13 protein-coding genes and 2 tRNA genes are annotated in these 14868 nt (G+C 59.4%); 3 read left to right on the top strand and 12 right to left on the bottom strand.

The window, feature by feature from the left end:
* Positions 1 to 59: 59 nt before the first annotated feature.
* The 11 genes from P7A97_RS18255 to P7A97_RS18205 form a co-directional block, all read right to left on the bottom strand.
* Positions 60 to 2987, bottom strand: a complete 2928-nt coding sequence (locus P7A97_RS18255; protein ID WP_277691761.1) for an SNF2-related protein — start codon at positions 2985 to 2987, stop codon at positions 60 to 62.
* A gap of 152 nt (positions 2988 to 3139) precedes the next feature.
* Positions 3140 to 3216: transfer RNA gene (locus P7A97_RS18250), tRNA-Pro, on the bottom strand.
* Positions 3217 to 3297: 81 nt separating this feature from the next.
* Positions 3298 to 3654, bottom strand: a complete 357-nt coding sequence (locus P7A97_RS18245) for a MerR family transcriptional regulator (RefSeq protein ID WP_277691760.1) — start codon at positions 3652 to 3654, stop codon at positions 3298 to 3300.
* Entirely contained in the window at positions 3635 to 3937 is a 303-nt protein-coding gene (gene ihfA, locus P7A97_RS18240) for an integration host factor subunit alpha (RefSeq protein WP_002553164.1), read from the bottom strand. Before ihfA ends, P7A97_RS18245 begins: the two co-directional genes overlap by 20 nt.
* 3 nt (positions 3938 to 3940) lie before the next feature.
* Positions 3941 to 6319: a phenylalanine--tRNA ligase subunit beta gene (gene pheT / locus P7A97_RS18235; RefSeq protein ID WP_277691549.1), complete on the bottom strand. Its 2379-nt coding sequence runs from the start codon at positions 6317 to 6319 to the stop codon at positions 3941 to 3943.
* Positions 6320 to 6361: 42 nt separating this feature from the next.
* Positions 6362 to 7378: a phenylalanine--tRNA ligase subunit alpha gene (gene pheS, locus P7A97_RS18230; protein WP_277691548.1), complete on the bottom strand. Its 1017-nt coding sequence runs from the start codon at positions 7376 to 7378 to the stop codon at positions 6362 to 6364.
* Between the two features lie 95 nt (positions 7379 to 7473).
* Positions 7474 to 7830 (bottom strand): 50S ribosomal protein L20, encoded by a 357-nt coding sequence (gene rplT, locus P7A97_RS18225; RefSeq protein ID WP_017940196.1) that lies wholly within the window; start codon positions 7828 to 7830, stop codon positions 7474 to 7476.
* A gap of 31 nt (positions 7831 to 7861) precedes the next feature.
* A complete protein-coding gene (gene rpmI, locus P7A97_RS18220; RefSeq protein ID WP_021701550.1) occupies positions 7862 to 8056 on the bottom strand; it encodes a 50S ribosomal protein L35 in 195 nt (64 codons plus the stop codon).
* A 60-nt stretch (positions 8057 to 8116) separates the two neighbouring features.
* Positions 8117 to 8668 carry a translation initiation factor IF-3 gene (gene infC / locus P7A97_RS18215; protein ID WP_277691801.1) on the bottom strand — a complete coding sequence of 184 codons (552 nt, stop codon included), beginning with the start codon at positions 8666 to 8668 and terminating at the stop codon, positions 8117 to 8119.
* A complete protein-coding gene (gene thrS, locus P7A97_RS18210) occupies positions 8668 to 10590 on the bottom strand; it encodes a threonine--tRNA ligase (protein WP_277691546.1) in 1923 nt (640 codons plus the stop codon). Before thrS ends, infC begins: the two co-directional genes overlap by 1 nt.
* Before the next feature lie 227 nt (positions 10591 to 10817).
* Positions 10818 to 10894: transfer RNA gene (locus P7A97_RS18205), tRNA-Val, on the bottom strand.
* 185 nt (positions 10895 to 11079) lie between these two features.
* Here P7A97_RS18205 and P7A97_RS18200 point away from each other — a divergent pair.
* On the top strand, positions 11080 to 12363 hold the full coding sequence (locus P7A97_RS18200) for an FAD-binding oxidoreductase (protein ID WP_277691545.1): 1284 nt from the start codon (positions 11080 to 11082) through the stop codon (positions 12361 to 12363).
* A 58-nt stretch (positions 12364 to 12421) separates the two neighbouring features.
* Here P7A97_RS18200 and P7A97_RS18195 read toward each other — a convergent pair whose 3' ends face one another.
* Complete coding sequence (locus P7A97_RS18195; protein ID WP_277691544.1) at positions 12422 to 12727, bottom strand: DUF2388 domain-containing protein; 306 nt, start codon at positions 12725 to 12727, stop codon at positions 12422 to 12424.
* 138 nt (positions 12728 to 12865) lie between these two features.
* On the opposite strand from P7A97_RS18195, the gene dusA reads away from it, so the two are divergent.
* Positions 12866 to 13846: a tRNA dihydrouridine(20/20a) synthase DusA gene (gene dusA / locus P7A97_RS18190; RefSeq protein WP_277691543.1), complete on the top strand. Its 981-nt coding sequence runs from the start codon at positions 12866 to 12868 to the stop codon at positions 13844 to 13846.
* Positions 13847 to 13919: 73 nt separating this feature from the next.
* Entirely contained in the window at positions 13920 to 14843 is a 924-nt protein-coding gene (tal, locus tag P7A97_RS18185) for a transaldolase (RefSeq protein ID WP_277691542.1), read from the top strand.
* Positions 14844 to 14868 lie beyond the last annotated feature (25 nt).

Raw genomic sequence — 14868 nt, 5'->3', positions numbered from 1 at the left:
CACGGGCCGGTTCCCCTGAAATCTTTTTGGTAGTGTCGCTAAATCAGCGGCAGTTCATGTCAAACGACAGACCAATGAATGGTGAAGAGGCGTTCTTCCTCGGTGGTCTGCTTCAGGCGCTCTTGCAGAACCTGGATGAGGACGTCTCGACGCTCGATGATCTCGTCTTCGACGGAGAAGATCTCTTGGCGTTGCTTTCGCTGTTGGCGCTCCAGCTCAGACAGTTCGCGCTGGATGCCGTCTTGCTCCTGCAAGGTGACAGCCTTGCGGGTGTCGCGCTTCAACTGTGCGATGCGTGCCTTGGTGTTCTTCAGGGCTTCCTCTGCGGCCAGCAGCTTGTCGTCAGCCCAGCGTTCCAGTTTGTCCCGTTCTTCATTGAAGAGGCGCTGGTTGGCTTCCAGTACCTGGGCTATGGTGGCGGCGACCGCGCGCTGGCTGTTGGCCAGCAGTGCCTCGGGCACGGTAGTGCTCAAGGGAGTGGGTTTGCCTGCTGCTGGAATGGCCATCAGCTTTTCGCAGGCTTCCTGATCCAACACTTGACCATCGTCAGTGAGACCGGAGAACAGCAGCGCCTCGGTGGTCTCGAAGGCGGTGACTTCCAGCCGGGCTAGCGTCAGCCAGCCGGACATACCGCGCAGTCTCTCGATGACGGAGATTCGTGCGCCGTGTTTGCTGTAGTCGAGCTTCAAGGTGGCGACGGGCGTTGCCGCACTCAGGCTGGCTTCAATGCTCCATTCCCCAAGCGGGTGGCTGAGGCGGTAGGCATGTGCCAGCATGTCCGGCTGCGCCGCACCACGAATGAGCTGGTAGCGGCCTGTGGCGATTCCAGTTGGCGGCGAACTCAGAGAGAACGCGTAGGATTGCTCGTCGAAGCGTGCTCGGTCATTGAGCGCATAGCGGGTAACCCCCCAGAACCATCGCCCCAGTTTGTCGAGCCGCGCTTCGGCCTCGTCCAACCGCAGTTTGAGCCGGTCGTGGACATCCTCATCAAAATTCTCCAAGAGCTGGGACTGAGTGTCTTTGATGCGGTCGGTTATTGACTCTTCCAACTCCGCTTGCAGGGCATTGAAAGCGGCTTCGATCTGCTCGGGCTGACGACAGGTGTCGTAGATCTGGAGAATGCGTTTCTCGAAGTCGATGCCGCCTTCAATGCGGCCCAGCACTTCATCGCTTGCGCCGAACACGCCGGAGAACAGGCTGAATTTCTCAGTGAGCAGCTCCAGTACGCGCTGGTCGGCCTGGTTGCGGGTGTTGAGGAAGTTGATGACCACCACATCGAAACGCTGACCGTAGCGGTGGCAACGGCCAATGCGCTGTTCGACGCGTTGCGGGTTCCACGGCAGATCGTAGTTGATGATCAGCGCGCAAAACTGCAAGTTGACGCCTTCGGCTGCCGCTTCGGTGGCGATCATGATTTCCGCACCAGTGCCGTCGTCCTTGCGGAAATGGTCAATGAGCGCGGTGCGACGATCTACTTGCGGCGAGCCGGTCACGCGATCCTTGCCTTTGTGCTCGTCTAGCCAGCGCTGGTAAATGGCGGTGGAGTCTTCATGGTTGTTGGTACCGCTGAACAATACCAATTTGCCCGCGTAGCCGTTGGCCGAGAGGAAACGGTGCAGGTACTCCTGCGTGCGCTTGGATTCAGTGAAGATGATGGCCTTACGTGGCGCGTTCAATTCGGCCATCTTGCCGAATCCCAGTGCGAGTGCCTTCAGAAGAGCCTGCGCCTTGGTGTCGGTTTGCAGTGCTTGGGCAGCATCGACGAACGCTGTCAGTTCCTCGATCTCGGCAGTGATTGCAGCCCGAACGGTCTGGGAATCTTTTGAAAGATCCGGTTTGCTGCATTCTGCTGGCTCAGGCGTGAGCTCTTCGGCGTCGTCCTCAGCCTCGCCGGCTTCCTCTTCCAGGTAGTCCTGCTCAAGATCGTCTTCAGCGATAAGCTGTTCGACCAGTTGGCTGCCGTCATCTTCCGCCTTGTCCGCCGTGAGCAAGCCCAGCAGGCGCTCGCGGATGGTGACCAAGGTGGCAGCAACGGCGTGCGAACTGGAGGCCAGCAGCTTGCGCAAGATCAGTGCAGTGAGGTGGCGCTGCTGCTTGGGCAAGGCGTAAGAAGCTTCCTTTTGTAGGAAAGCCGAGATGCGCTCGTAAAGGGCCTGCTCGTCGTCGGTGGGGTTGAACGGCTGAGTGAGGGCCTTGCGCTCGGTATACTTGATGTACTCCAGCACGTCTCGACGCAGTGTGCGTTTGGCGAAGCTGGCTAGACGCTCGCGCAGTTCGTCCAACCCCGTTCCGCTGTTCATGAACTGCTTACGAAAGGCGGTTTCGTCCCCGAACATGTGCTCGTCGATTAGAGTGGATAGGCCATACAGCTCCATCAGCGAGTTTTGCAGCGGCGTGGCAGTGAGAAGTATCTTCTTGCGGCCTTGCAACGCTCGTTTGAGCGCCTGCCCAGTGCGGTTACTGGAGCGGTGTGCGTTGCGGAGCTTATGCGCTTCGTCGATGACCACCACATCCCAAGGCACGACCCGCAGCTCGGCTTCCAGCTTGGCGGCAAACTGGTAGGACATGATCACTACCACCTTACCAACCTGTCGTTGCAGAGTGGCGAGGATGCCTCCAGTCGACTGCTTGCGCAGGGAAACAGCATCCACAACGGTAGTAGGTACTGCGAATTTGTCGTGCAGCTCCTGCGCCCATTGCTTGCGGAGGCTGGCTGGACATATGACCAGCAGCCGACGACGGCGCTCGGCCCAGTACTGGCAAACCACCAATGCGGCCTCAATGGTTTTGCCCAACCCCACTTCATCAGCGAGCAGCACACCTTCCTGCAAGGGGTTTCGAAGTGCGAACAGCGCAGCTTCGATCTGATGCGGATTCAGATCAACGCTAGCGTCGAATAGGGATTGCGAAAGGCGGCCAACGTCGTCAGAAGCGTGGCGCCGAATGAGCTCTTGAGCGTAGTACTTTGCATGATAAGCAGTAAACACGGCTCAAGCTCCTTCTACAGCCTGTCGAGTAAGCGAATCTCAATTGGCAACCAATTGGCAACCAGAATACAGCACTGGGGGCACAAGAGAGAAAACCATCAGGCATAAAAAAATCCAGTCACCGCTAAGTGACTGGATTTTCTAGGGTTTTTTGGTCGGGACGGAGTGATTCGAACACTCGACCCCTTGCACCCCATGCAAGTGCGCTACCGGGCTGCGCTACGCCCCGACGATGCTTCAGGGTTACCTGAAGCGGAGTGGACTTTACTATAAGCTGCTGAATTGTGGAAGTTTTTTTTGCCAAACTGCGTTATTTGCGCAGCACCAGCAGGACTTCTTCCAACTCAGCGATCATCTGACGAATCAGCTGCTTGTACTGGGTGGTGTCGTCCTTGGCCTCATCGCCGGAGAGGCGCTGACGCGCGCCGCCGATAGTGAAGCCCTGATCGTACAGCAGGGCTCGAATCTGGCGGATCATCAGCACATCCTGGCGCTGATAATAACGGCGATTGCCGCGCCGCTTCACCGGATTGAGCTGAGGAAACTCCTGCTCCCAATAACGCAAGACGTGCGGCTTGACGGCACAGAGGTCGCTAACTTCGCCGATGGTGAAGTAGCGTTTGCCAGGGATAGGCGGCAGCTCGTCGTTATGACTTGGTTCCAGCATATGCCTCTACTCTGGCCTTCAGTTTCTGGCCCGGACGAAAGGTGACGACACGGCGAGCCGTGATCGGGATTTCTTCGCCTGTCTTGGGATTTCGACCTGGACGCTGACGTTTGTCGCGCAGGTCAAAATTGCCGAAACCGGACAATTTGACCTGCTCGTTGTCTTCCAGCGCGTGGCGGATTTCCTCGAAAAACAGCTCCACCAACTCCTTGGCTTCCCGCTTATTCAGGCCAAGCTCTTCATACAGACGTTCCGCCATTTCAGCTTTCGTCAGAGCCCCCATACGCTACTTCCTTAACGTGGCGTTGAACCTTTCTTCAAGCGAGGTGATGATGTTTTGCGTAGTTGTACTCACCTCATCGTCATTAAGAGTGCGCGATGGATGTTGCCAGGTCAAGCCGACTGCCAGGCTTTTTCTATGCGGATCAATGCCTTTACCGTGATAGACGTCAAATAGCTTGAGGTCCGTCAACCATTCGCCCGCAGCCTCACGAATACTGGCAAGCACGGCTTCGGCGGGCTGCTCGCGATCCACTAGCAGCGCCAGGTCGCGGCGCACCTCGGGGAAACGCGACAACTCACTGAACGCAGGCATACGACCGCTAGCGACCTCCGCCAACAACAACTCGAAGAGGAACACCGGCTGATCCAGCCCCAAGGTTTTGGACAGTTCTGGGTGTAGCGCCCCCATGAAGCCGACCAGGCGCCCTTCCCGCTCGATGCGTGCGGTCTGCCCCGGATGCAGAGCCAGATGCTCACCCGGCACGAAGCTAAAGGCATCGGCAGCGCCGGCATACCCCAGCAACGCCTCTACATCGGCCTTGAGGTCGTAGAAGTCTACGCTCTCGCGGCCGTTGGCCCAACCTTCCGGCAGGCGGCTGCCGCTGATCACGCCCGCCAGCATAGCTTCCTGCTTCAGCCCCTCTAGCTGGCCGACGAAACGCAGGCCGCTCTCGAACAGGCGCACGCGCGACTGCTGGCGATTGAGGTTGTGCTCCAGCGCCTTGACCAGACCCGGCCACAGCGAGGAACGCATGGCGGCCATGTCGGCGGAGATCGGGTTGGCCAGTTGCAGCGGCGCCACGCCCGGAGTGAACAGTTCGAACAACTTGGGATCGATGAAGCTGTAGGTGATGGCTTCCTGATAACCACGAGCGACCAGCAGGCGGCGCAGGGCCGGCAGCTCGGCACGGGCCTCGGCCTTGGCCTGCGGAGCCAGACGAGCCTGCGGATAGCGCACCGGCAGACGGTTGTAGCCGTACAGGCGACCCAACTCTTCGATCAGGTCCACTTCCAGGCTGATGTCGAAGCGGTGGCTCGGTACGCTGACCAGCCACTGGCCGGCGTCCTGAGCGGTCACGCCCAGACCCAGAGCGGTGAGCAGGCGCTCGACCTCGGCGCCGTCCATGTCCATGCTCAACATCTGACTGATTCGCTCGGCACGCAGGGTGATCGGCGCGACGTCCGGCAGGTCGGCGGCGCTTGCCACTTCGATGATCGGACCGGCTTCGCCACCGACGATCTCCAGCAGCAGCGCAGTAGCGCGCTCCATGGCACTGCGCGCCAGCTGCGAGTCCACGCCACGCTCGAAGCGGTGCGAGGAGTCGGTGTGCAGGCCATAGGAACGGGCCTTGCCAGCAACCGCGATGGTGTCGAAGAAGGCGCTTTCCAGGAACAGGTCGCGGGTCTTGCCGCTCACGCCGCTGTGCTCGCCACCCATAACGCCGGCGATAGCCAGAGCGCGGCTATGGTCGGCGATCACCAGGGTGTCGCCACGAAGACTGACTTCCTGGCCGTCCAGCAGGACCAGCCTCTCGCCCTCTTCAGCCATACGCACACGGATGCCACCATTGATCTCGGCGAGGTCGAAGGCGTGCATCGGCTGGCCGAGTTCGAGCATCACGTAGTTGGTGATGTCGACGGCGGCGTCGATGCTGCGGATGTCGGAACGACGCAGGCGCTCGACCATCCACAGCGGGGTCGGCTTGGACAGGTCGACATTGCGGATGACGCGCCCCAGGTAGCGGGGACAGGCCTTGGGGGCCAATACTTCGACCGGACGCACTTCGTCATGAGCAACCACGACCGGGGCAACAGAGACTGCCGTTACCGGGACTCCGTAGATAGCGCCAACTTCGCGGGCCAGGCCGGCCAGCGACAGGCAATCGCCACGGTTGGGAGTCAGGCCAATCTCTATACTGGCATCGTCCAGGCCCAGGTAGGCGCGGACGTCCTGGCCGACCGGAGCATCCGCAGCCAACTCCATCAGACCGCTGTTGTCGTCGCTGATCTGCAGCTCGGAGGCCGAGCAAAGCATGCCCTGGGACTCTACGCCGCGTAGCTTGGCCTGCTTGATCTTGAAGTCGCCCGGCAGCTCGGCACCAATCATGGCGAAAGGGATCTTGATGCCGGCACGGGCATTGGGCGCGCCGCAGACCACCTGAAAGGTGGCGCTGCCGTTACTGACCTGACACACACGCAGCTTGTCGGCGTCCGGGTGCTGCTCGGCACTGAGGATCTCGCCCACCACCACACCGCTGAACTGACCGGCGACCGGAATCACGGCGTCCACTTCCAGGCCGACCATGGACAGGCGGGCCACCAGTTCGTCGCGCGAAACGTCCGGGTTCACCCAGTCGCGCAGCCACTGTTCACTGAATTTCATGTTGTCTGTTCTCCTTAAACGAATTCGATGACGAGGGCGGTACTAGCGAAATTGCGCCAGGAACCGCAGGTCGTTATCGAAGAACAGGCGCAAGTCGTTGACGCCGTAACGCAGCATGGCCAGGCGCTCGACGCCCATGCCGAAGGCGAAGCCCTGGTACTTCTCCGGATCGATGCCGGACATGCGCAGGACGTTCGGATGCACCATGCCGCAGCCCATCACTTCCAGCCAACCGGTCTGCTTGCACACGCGGCAACCCTTGCCGGAGCACATCACGCACTGCATGTCGACTTCGGCCGACGGCTCGGTGAAGGGGAAGAAGGATGGACGGAAACGCACGCCCAGCGGCTTCTCGAAGAACACCCGAAGGAATTCCTCGATGGTGCCCTTGAGGTCGGCGAAGCTGATGCCCTCGTCGACCAGCAGGCCTTCGACCTGGTGGAACATCGGCGAGTGGGTGATATCAGAGTCGCAACGATAGACGCGGCCGGGGCAAACAATGCGGATCGGCGGCTGCTGCGATTCCATGGTGCGCACTTGAACCGGTGAGGTGTGAGTGCGCAGCAGCATGTTCGCATTGAAATAAAAGGTATCGTGCATTGCCCGCGCCGGGTGGTGGCCGGGAATGTTGAGGGCTTCAAAGTTGTGGTAGTCGTCTTCGACTTCCGGACCCTCGGCCACGCTGTAGCCGATATGGGTGAAGAACTGCTCGACGCGCTCCAGGGTGCGGGTGACCGGGTGCAGGCCACCGGAGGCCTGGCCGCGACCTGGCAGGGTCACATCGATACGCTCGGACGCCAGCTTCTCGGCGAGCAGGGCCTGCTCAAGCACGGATTTGCGAGCGTTCAGGGCGTCCTGAACCTGGTTCTTGGCGGCATTGATCAGGGCGCCGGCCTGCGGACGATCTTCGGCGGAGAGTTTGCCGAGGGTCTGCATCAGGGCGGTCAGTTCGCCTTTCTTGCCGAGATACTGCACCCGGAGTTGTTCCAGGGCGTTGACGTCTGCGGTGTTTTGCACAGCCTCGAGCGCTTGCGAGACCAATGCATCCAGGTTTTCCATGTACGGACTCCAGATACGAAATAGGGGAAGAGCTTGAAGGCTCTTCCCCTATCTTTGACGTTGCCACCGGGCAAACCCGGTGATTGTCGGGGGACTTAAGCCAGAACGGCCTTAGCTTTCTCGACAATCGCAGCAAACGCCGCTTTTTCGTTCACTGCCAGATCGGCCAGAACCTTGCGATCGATCTCGATGGACGCCTTCTTCAGACCAGCGATCAGGCGGCTGTAAGACAGACCGTTCTGACGAGCACCGGCGTTGATACGAGCGATCCACAGAGCGCGGAACTGACGCTTGCGCTGACGGCGGTCACGGTAGGCATATTGGCCTGCCTTGATCACAGCCTGCTTGGCAACACGGAATACGCGCGAGCGCGCGCCGTAGTAGCCTTTGGCGAGTTTCAGGATTTTCTTGTGACGGGCACGAGCGATAACGCCACGCTTAACACGAGCCATGAGTAATAACCTCTAAAATATCTTGACCGAATTAACGAACGCGCAGCATGCGCTCGACTTTTGCCTTGTCCGACGGATGCATCAGCTCGCTACCGCGCAGTTGACGCTTACGCTTGGTGGACATTTTGGTCAGGATGTGGCTCTTGAAAGCGTGCTTGTGCTTGTAGCCAGCAGCGGTCTTGAGGAAACGCTTGGCTGCACCGCTCTTGGTTTTCATCTTTGGCATGTTTAGTACTCCGCATTCATTAACAACTGATAACCATCAGGCCTGCCAGTGCCCGGGAGGTTATTTACGCTTCTTGGGAGCGATGACCATCATCAGCTGGCGTCCTTCCAGCTTGGGATGCTGTTCTACGGTACCGAGTTCGGCAAGGTCAGCTTCGACCCGCTTCAACAGTTCCATACCCAGCTCCTGGTGGGCCATCTCACGACCGCGGAATCTCAGCGAAACCTTGGCCTTGTCCCCATCTTCAAGGAAACGTACCAGGTTGCGTAGCTTTACCTGGTAATCCCCTTCTTCCGTCCCTGGACGAAACTTGATTTCTTTGATCTGTTGCTGGTGCTGGTTCTTCTTCGCCGCAGCAGCCTGCTTCTTCTTCTCAAACAGGTGCTTGCCGTAGTCCATGATGCGGCAAACCGGTGGCACCGCATCTGCGGAAATTTCCACCAGATCCAGCTTGGCTTCCTCGGCAGCGCTCAGCGCTTCATCAATGGAAACCACGCCAATCTGCTGGCCGTCTGCGCCAATCAGGCGAACTTCACGGGCAGTGATGTTTTCGTTGATCGGTGCCTTGGGGGCGGCCCGCTTATCCTGTCTCATATCACGCTTAATAATGATTACTCCGAATCTTGGCGACCACGCCGGGAAACCGTTTGCTTGAGCTGCTCAGCGAACTGTTCCAGAGGCATCGAGCCCAGGTCTACACCTTCGCGGGTACGCACAGCAACGGATCGTGTCTCAACTTCCCTATCGCCTATGACCAGCAAATAGGGAACCTTGAGCAAAGTATGCTCGCGGATTTTAAAGCCGATTTTTTCGTTTCTCAAGTCCGACTTGGCACGAAACCCGCTTTGGTTAAGAGTTTTCTCCACTTCCAGGGCAAAATCGGCCTGCTTGTCGGTGATATTCATGATCACCGCCTGGGTCGGCGCCAGCCAGGCAGGGAACGCTCCGGCGTAGTGCTCGATAAGCATGCCGATGAAGCGCTCGAAGGAACCGAGAATGGCACGGTGCAGCATCACCGGGCGCGTACGGCTGTTATCCTCGGCGATATAGTTGGCGTCCAGACGCTCCGGCAGGTTCGGATCGTACTGCAGGGTGCCGCATTGCCAGTTACGACCGAGGCAATCCTTCAGCGTGAATTCGATCTTCGGGCCATAGAAGGCGCCCTCACCCGGCTGGTATTCCCAGGCCAGACCAGATTCATTCAAAGCATCAGCCAGAGCGGTCTCGGCGCGATCCCACAGCTCATCGGAGCCCACGCGCTTGGCCGGACGAGTCGACAGCTTCATGGCGACATCAGTGAAACCGAAGTCGGCATAGACCTGCAGGGTCAGCTTAATAAAGTCGGAGGCCTCTTTCTTCACCTGCTCTTCGGTACAGAATATGTGCGCGTCATCCTGGGTGAAGCCGCGCACACGCATGATGCCGTGCAAGGCACCGGACGCCTCGTTGCGGTGGCAGGAGCCGAATTCGGCCATGCGCAACGGCAGATCGCGATAGGACTTCAGACCCTGATTGAAGATCTGCACGTGGCACGGGCAGTTCATCGGCTTCACCGCATAGTCGCGGTTTTCCGAACTGGTGGTGAACATGTTCTCGGCGTAGTTCGACCAGTGGCCGGACTTTTCCCAGAGAATGCGGTCGACCACCTGCGGCGTGCGCACCTCGACGTAGCCGCTCTCGCGCTGCACCTGGCGCATGTACTGCTCCAGCACCTGATAGACGGTCCAGCCAGCCGGATGCCAGAACACCATGCCCGGCGCCTCTTCCTGCAGATGGAACAAATCCAGCTGCTTACCGATGCGGCGGTGATCGCGCTTCTCGGCTTCCTCGATGCGCTGGATGTAGGCCGCCAGCTGCTTCTTGTCCGCCCAGGCAGTGCCGTAGATACGCTGCAGCTGCTCGTTCTTCGAGTCGCCGCGCCAGTAGGCACCGGAGATCTTGGTCAGCTTGAAGGACTTGAGGAAGCGGGTATTGGGCACGTGCGGGCCACGGCACATGTCCACGTACTCTTCATGAAAGTACAACCCCATGGCCTTCTCGTCCGGCATGTCGTCGATCAGGCGCAGCTTGTATTCCTCACCACGGGACTGGAACAGCTCGATGACTTGAGCACGAGGCGTCATCTTCTTGATGACGTCATAGTCCTTATCAATGAGCTCGGCCATGCGCTTCTCGATAGCCGCCATGTCTTCAGGCGTGAAAGGGCGGTCGATGGCAATGTCGTAGTAGAAGCCTTCTTCGATCACCGGACCGATAACCATCTTGGCGCTCGGATAGAGCTGCTTGACCGCATGACCAACCAGGTGCGCGCAGGAGTGGCGAATGATCTCCAGCCCTTCCTCATCCTTCGGCGTAATGATCTGCAGGGTCGCATCGGTCTCGATCAGATCGCAGGCATCCACCTGCCTGCCGTTGACCTTGCCGGCCAAAGTCGCCTTGGCCAGGCCGGCACCGATGGACTGAGCCACCTCGAGCACGGATACCGGATGATCGAACGAACGCTGACTGCCGTCGGGAAGAGTAATGATGGGCATGGCGCCTCCTCTCCTAGTGGTGACCCCTACCAAAGGTCACATGGGTTGGGATGAGCCAGGAAGCGATCCGGCGGTATACCTGCCTGACGATGGCAGGAGCCTTGTGGGCCAACCAGAACCGAACCAGAGTCACTGGAGGTAAACAGAATCGCGGATGCTTCCAGAAAGCCTATTCTCTGGCAAGCAGCCAATAAAAAAGGGGTCGTATTAACGACCCCTTTCGGATTTGGTAGGCACAATTGGACTCGAACCAACGACCCCCACCATGTCAAGGTGGTGCTCTAACCAACTGAGCTATGTGCCTGCAATGGAGGCGCATTTTAGGGAGATTCCCCTGAGTGTCAACCACTTTTTTCGCTAAGCCACTGAAAAAGTGGATTTTTTGCTGCACAGCGGGACGTTAAAAATTTTGCACACAGGCTAGCCGGCGCATTTTGCCTCGGGTAGCATGGGCTCACTTCGTAAAAAATAAAGAACATAGGTTCAAATATGGCGCACACTCCCTACCCCCAGTCCTACTACGCAGCCTCGGCCAACCCGGTTCCGCAGCGTCCGGCCCTGCAGGGTGAGACCGAGACCGATGTCTGCATCATCGGCGCCGGCTACACCGGCCTCTCCACTGCCCTGTTCCTGCTGGAGAACGGTTTCAAGGTCACCATCGTCGAAGCCGCCAAGGTGGGCTTCGGTGCCTCCGGCCGTAACGGCGGCCAGATCGTCAACAGCTACAGCCGCGATATCGATGTGATCGAGCGCACCGTCGGCCCTAAGCACGCCAAGCTGCTCGGCGACATGGCCTTCGAAGGTGGCCGCATCATTCGTGAGCGCATCGCCAAGTACGACATCAAGTGCGACCTGAAGGACGGCGGTGTGTTCGCAGCCAACACCCCGAAGCACATGAAGCACCTGGAGTCACAGAAGAAGCTATGGGAACGCTACGGCCATACCCAGCTTGAACTGCTGGATGAGAAGCGCATCCGCGAAATCGTGGACACCGACACCTATGTTGGCGGCATGCTGGACATGAGCGGCGGCCATATCCACCCGCTCAACCTGGCGCTGGGCGAAGCAGCTGCAGTGGAATCTCTGGGTGGCATCATCCATGAGCAGAGCCCGGCAATTCGCGTGGAACGCGGTGCCAACCCGGTGGTGCACACGCCGGAAGGCCGAGTGAAGGCCAAGTTCGTGGTTGTCGCCGGTAACGCTTATCTGGGCAACCTGCTGCCAGAACTGGCCAGCAAGTCTATGCCCTGCGGTACCCAGGTGATCACCACCGAACCGCTGTCCGACGAGCTGGCCAAGAGCCTGCTGCCGCAGGATTACTGCGTCGAGGACTGCAACTACCTGCTCGATTACTATCGCCTGTCCGGCGACAAGCGCCTGATCTTCGGCGGCGGTGTGGTCTACGGCGCCCGCGACCCGGCCAACATCGAAGCGATCATCCGCCCGAAAATGCTCAAGACCTTCCCGCAGCTGAAGGACGTGAAGATCGACTTCGCCTGGACCGGCAACTTCCTGCTGACCCTCTCGCGCCTGCCGCAGGTCGGCCGTCTAGGCGACAACATTTATTACTCCCAGGGCTGCAGCGGTCACGGCGTGACCTACACCCACCTGGCCGGCAAGCTGCTGGCGGAAACCCTGCGCGGTCAAGCCGAGCGCTTCGACGCCTTTGCCAGCCTGCCGCACTACCCGTTCCCGGGTGGCCGCCTGTTCCAGGTACCGTTCAGCGCCATCGGCGCCTGGTATTACAGCCTGCGCGACAAGCTCGGCGTATAACCCTCACGCGAAAACAAAAACGGCGCCCATGGCGCCGTTTTTATTTTCAGAACAAAGGTCAGATCGCCAGAATTGCCTGGGCCAGCTGCATATCATCAGCCTGCAACCCCGGAAGCTTGCCGCGTATGTGCGTCAACGCAGCCTCCAAGTGGGCACCTCGAATCACACCCTCACTGGCAACGAAGCTTGCCGCGTCATCCTTGGCCTCCCGCACCACCTTATCGTCACCGAAGCTCGACGACGTGAAGTCGGTAGTCCCCTCAACTGTATTGACCAGCGCATCGGTAGTGACCACAAAGCTGGTCGCCCCCACCTGCAGACTGCAACCCAGAACCATTACCGCCAACCAATATTTGCTTTGCATAGTGCGAACTCCTGTAAACGAAGATGAAACCCTGGCAACAGACTATCCAGCGTCTCAATCAAGGTATAGCAGCCAAACGCCGCCCCTGACGAAAGCTAGGGTAAAATGCCGCCTGCCTTCCAGTCCTACCGGCCCCTTATGCAAACCGCCCCCCTCTCCCGTCGCTTTTCCGTCGCCCCGATGATGGATTGGACCGACCGCCACTGCCGCTACTTCCTGCGTCAGCTGTCTAGCCATGCCTTGCTCTATACCGAAATGGTCACCACAGGCGCACTGCTGCACGGAGACAGGCAGCGCTTTCTGCGTTACGACGAATCTGAACACCCGCTGGCCTTGCAGCTGGGCGGCAGCAATCCGGCTGACCTGGCGGCCTGTGCCCGACTCGCCGAGGAACAGGGTTACGACGAGGTCAACCTGAACGTAGGCTGCCCGAGTGACCGGGTACAGAACAACATGATCGGTGCCTGTCTGATGGCACATCCACAGCTGGTGGCCGACTGCGTCAAGGCGATGCAGGATGCCGTCAGCATCCCGGTGACAGTGAAACACCGCATCGGCATCAACGGCCGCGACAGCTACGCCGAGCTGTGCGACTTCGTCGGAGCCGTTCATCAGGCCGGCTGCACCAGTTTTACCGTACACGCGCGCATCGCCATTCTCGAAGGCCTTTCGCCCAAAGAAAACCGCGAGATCCCGCCACTTCGCTACGAAGTAGCCGCGCAGCTCAAGCGGGATTTCCCGCAACTGGAGATCATCCTCAACGGTGGCATAAAGACCCTGGTCGAATGTCGCGAACACCTGCAGAGCTTCGACGGCGTGATGCTAGGGCGTGAGGCCTACCATAACCCTTATCTCCTGGCCGAGGTCGACCAACAGCTATTCGGCCTGAACCGGCCGGCGATCACCCGATCCGAAGCCCTGAGCCGGATGCGCCCCTATATCGAACGCCACATAGCCGAGGGCGGCGCCATGCACCATGTAACCCGCCATGTACTCGGCTTGGCGCAAGGCTTTCCTGGGGCACGACGCTTCCGTCAACTGCTCTCGGTGGATGTGCACAAGGCGGCCGAACCGTTGCGGGTATTCGACCAGGCCATTGAGCTGCTCAACGGACGTTGAAAGCCCGCGCTAGACGTTGAGCACCCGGCGACGCTCGGGTAAGGTCAGGGGCATTCAACGACAGGGCTCCGTCATGACCAGCAAACTGGAACAACTCAAGCAGTACACCACGGTCGTCGCCGATACGGGTGACCTCGATGCCATCACCCGCTTGAAACCGGTCGATGCCACCACCAACCCGTCGCTGCTGCTCAAGGCAGCCGCCCTGCCCCGTTATACCGAGTTGCTGAATCAGGCGGTCGATGCCGGCAAGGGCGACCTGGGCCTGGCCTGCGATCATTTCGGCGTAGCCGTGGGCCAGGAGATTCTGAAAGCCATTCCGGGGCGCATCTCAACGGAAGTCGATGCTCGACTCTCCTTCGATACCCAGGCCACCCTGCGCCGTGCCGAACGCATCGTCGAGCTGTATGACCACGCCGGCATCGGCCGGGAGCGCGTACTGATCAAGATCGCATCGACCTGGGAAGGCATTCGCGCCGCCGAGCAACTGGAAAAAGCCGGCATCCAGACCAACCTGACCCTGCTGTTCTCCTTTGCCCAGGCCGTTGCCTGCGCCGACGCCGGCGTATTCCTCATTTCACCTTTCGTCGGGCGCATTTACGACTGGTACAAAAAAGCCGAAGGGCGCGACTTTGCAGGCGCCGAAGATCCAGGCGTGCAATCTGTTTCGCGCATTTACCAATACTACAAGGCCAATGGCTACGACACCGTGGTGATGGGTGCCAGCTTCCGCAACCTGGGGCAGATCGAACAACTGGCCGGCTGCGACCGACTGACAATCAGCCCCGATCTACTGCAACAACTGGCAGATGCCGAAGGCACACTGCCGCGCATCCTCACCCCCGAGGCTGGCGAGCCTCGCCAGTCGCTAAATGAATCGACCTTCCGCTGGGCCCTGAACGAAGATGCCATGGCCACCGAGAAGCTGGCCGAAGGTATTCGCCTGTTTGCCCGCGACCAGGAAAAGCTGGAAGTTTTGCTCGCCCAACGCAGCTGATCAGAGCCCAATAAAAAGGGGCGAT

This window comes from Pseudomonas sp. GOM6 (assembly GCF_029537485.1).
GTDB lineage: Bacteria > Pseudomonadota > Gammaproteobacteria > Pseudomonadales > Pseudomonadaceae > Aquipseudomonas.
Note: the sequence above shows the minus strand (reverse complement) of the source record. Positions and strands in the feature narration are given on the sequence as shown.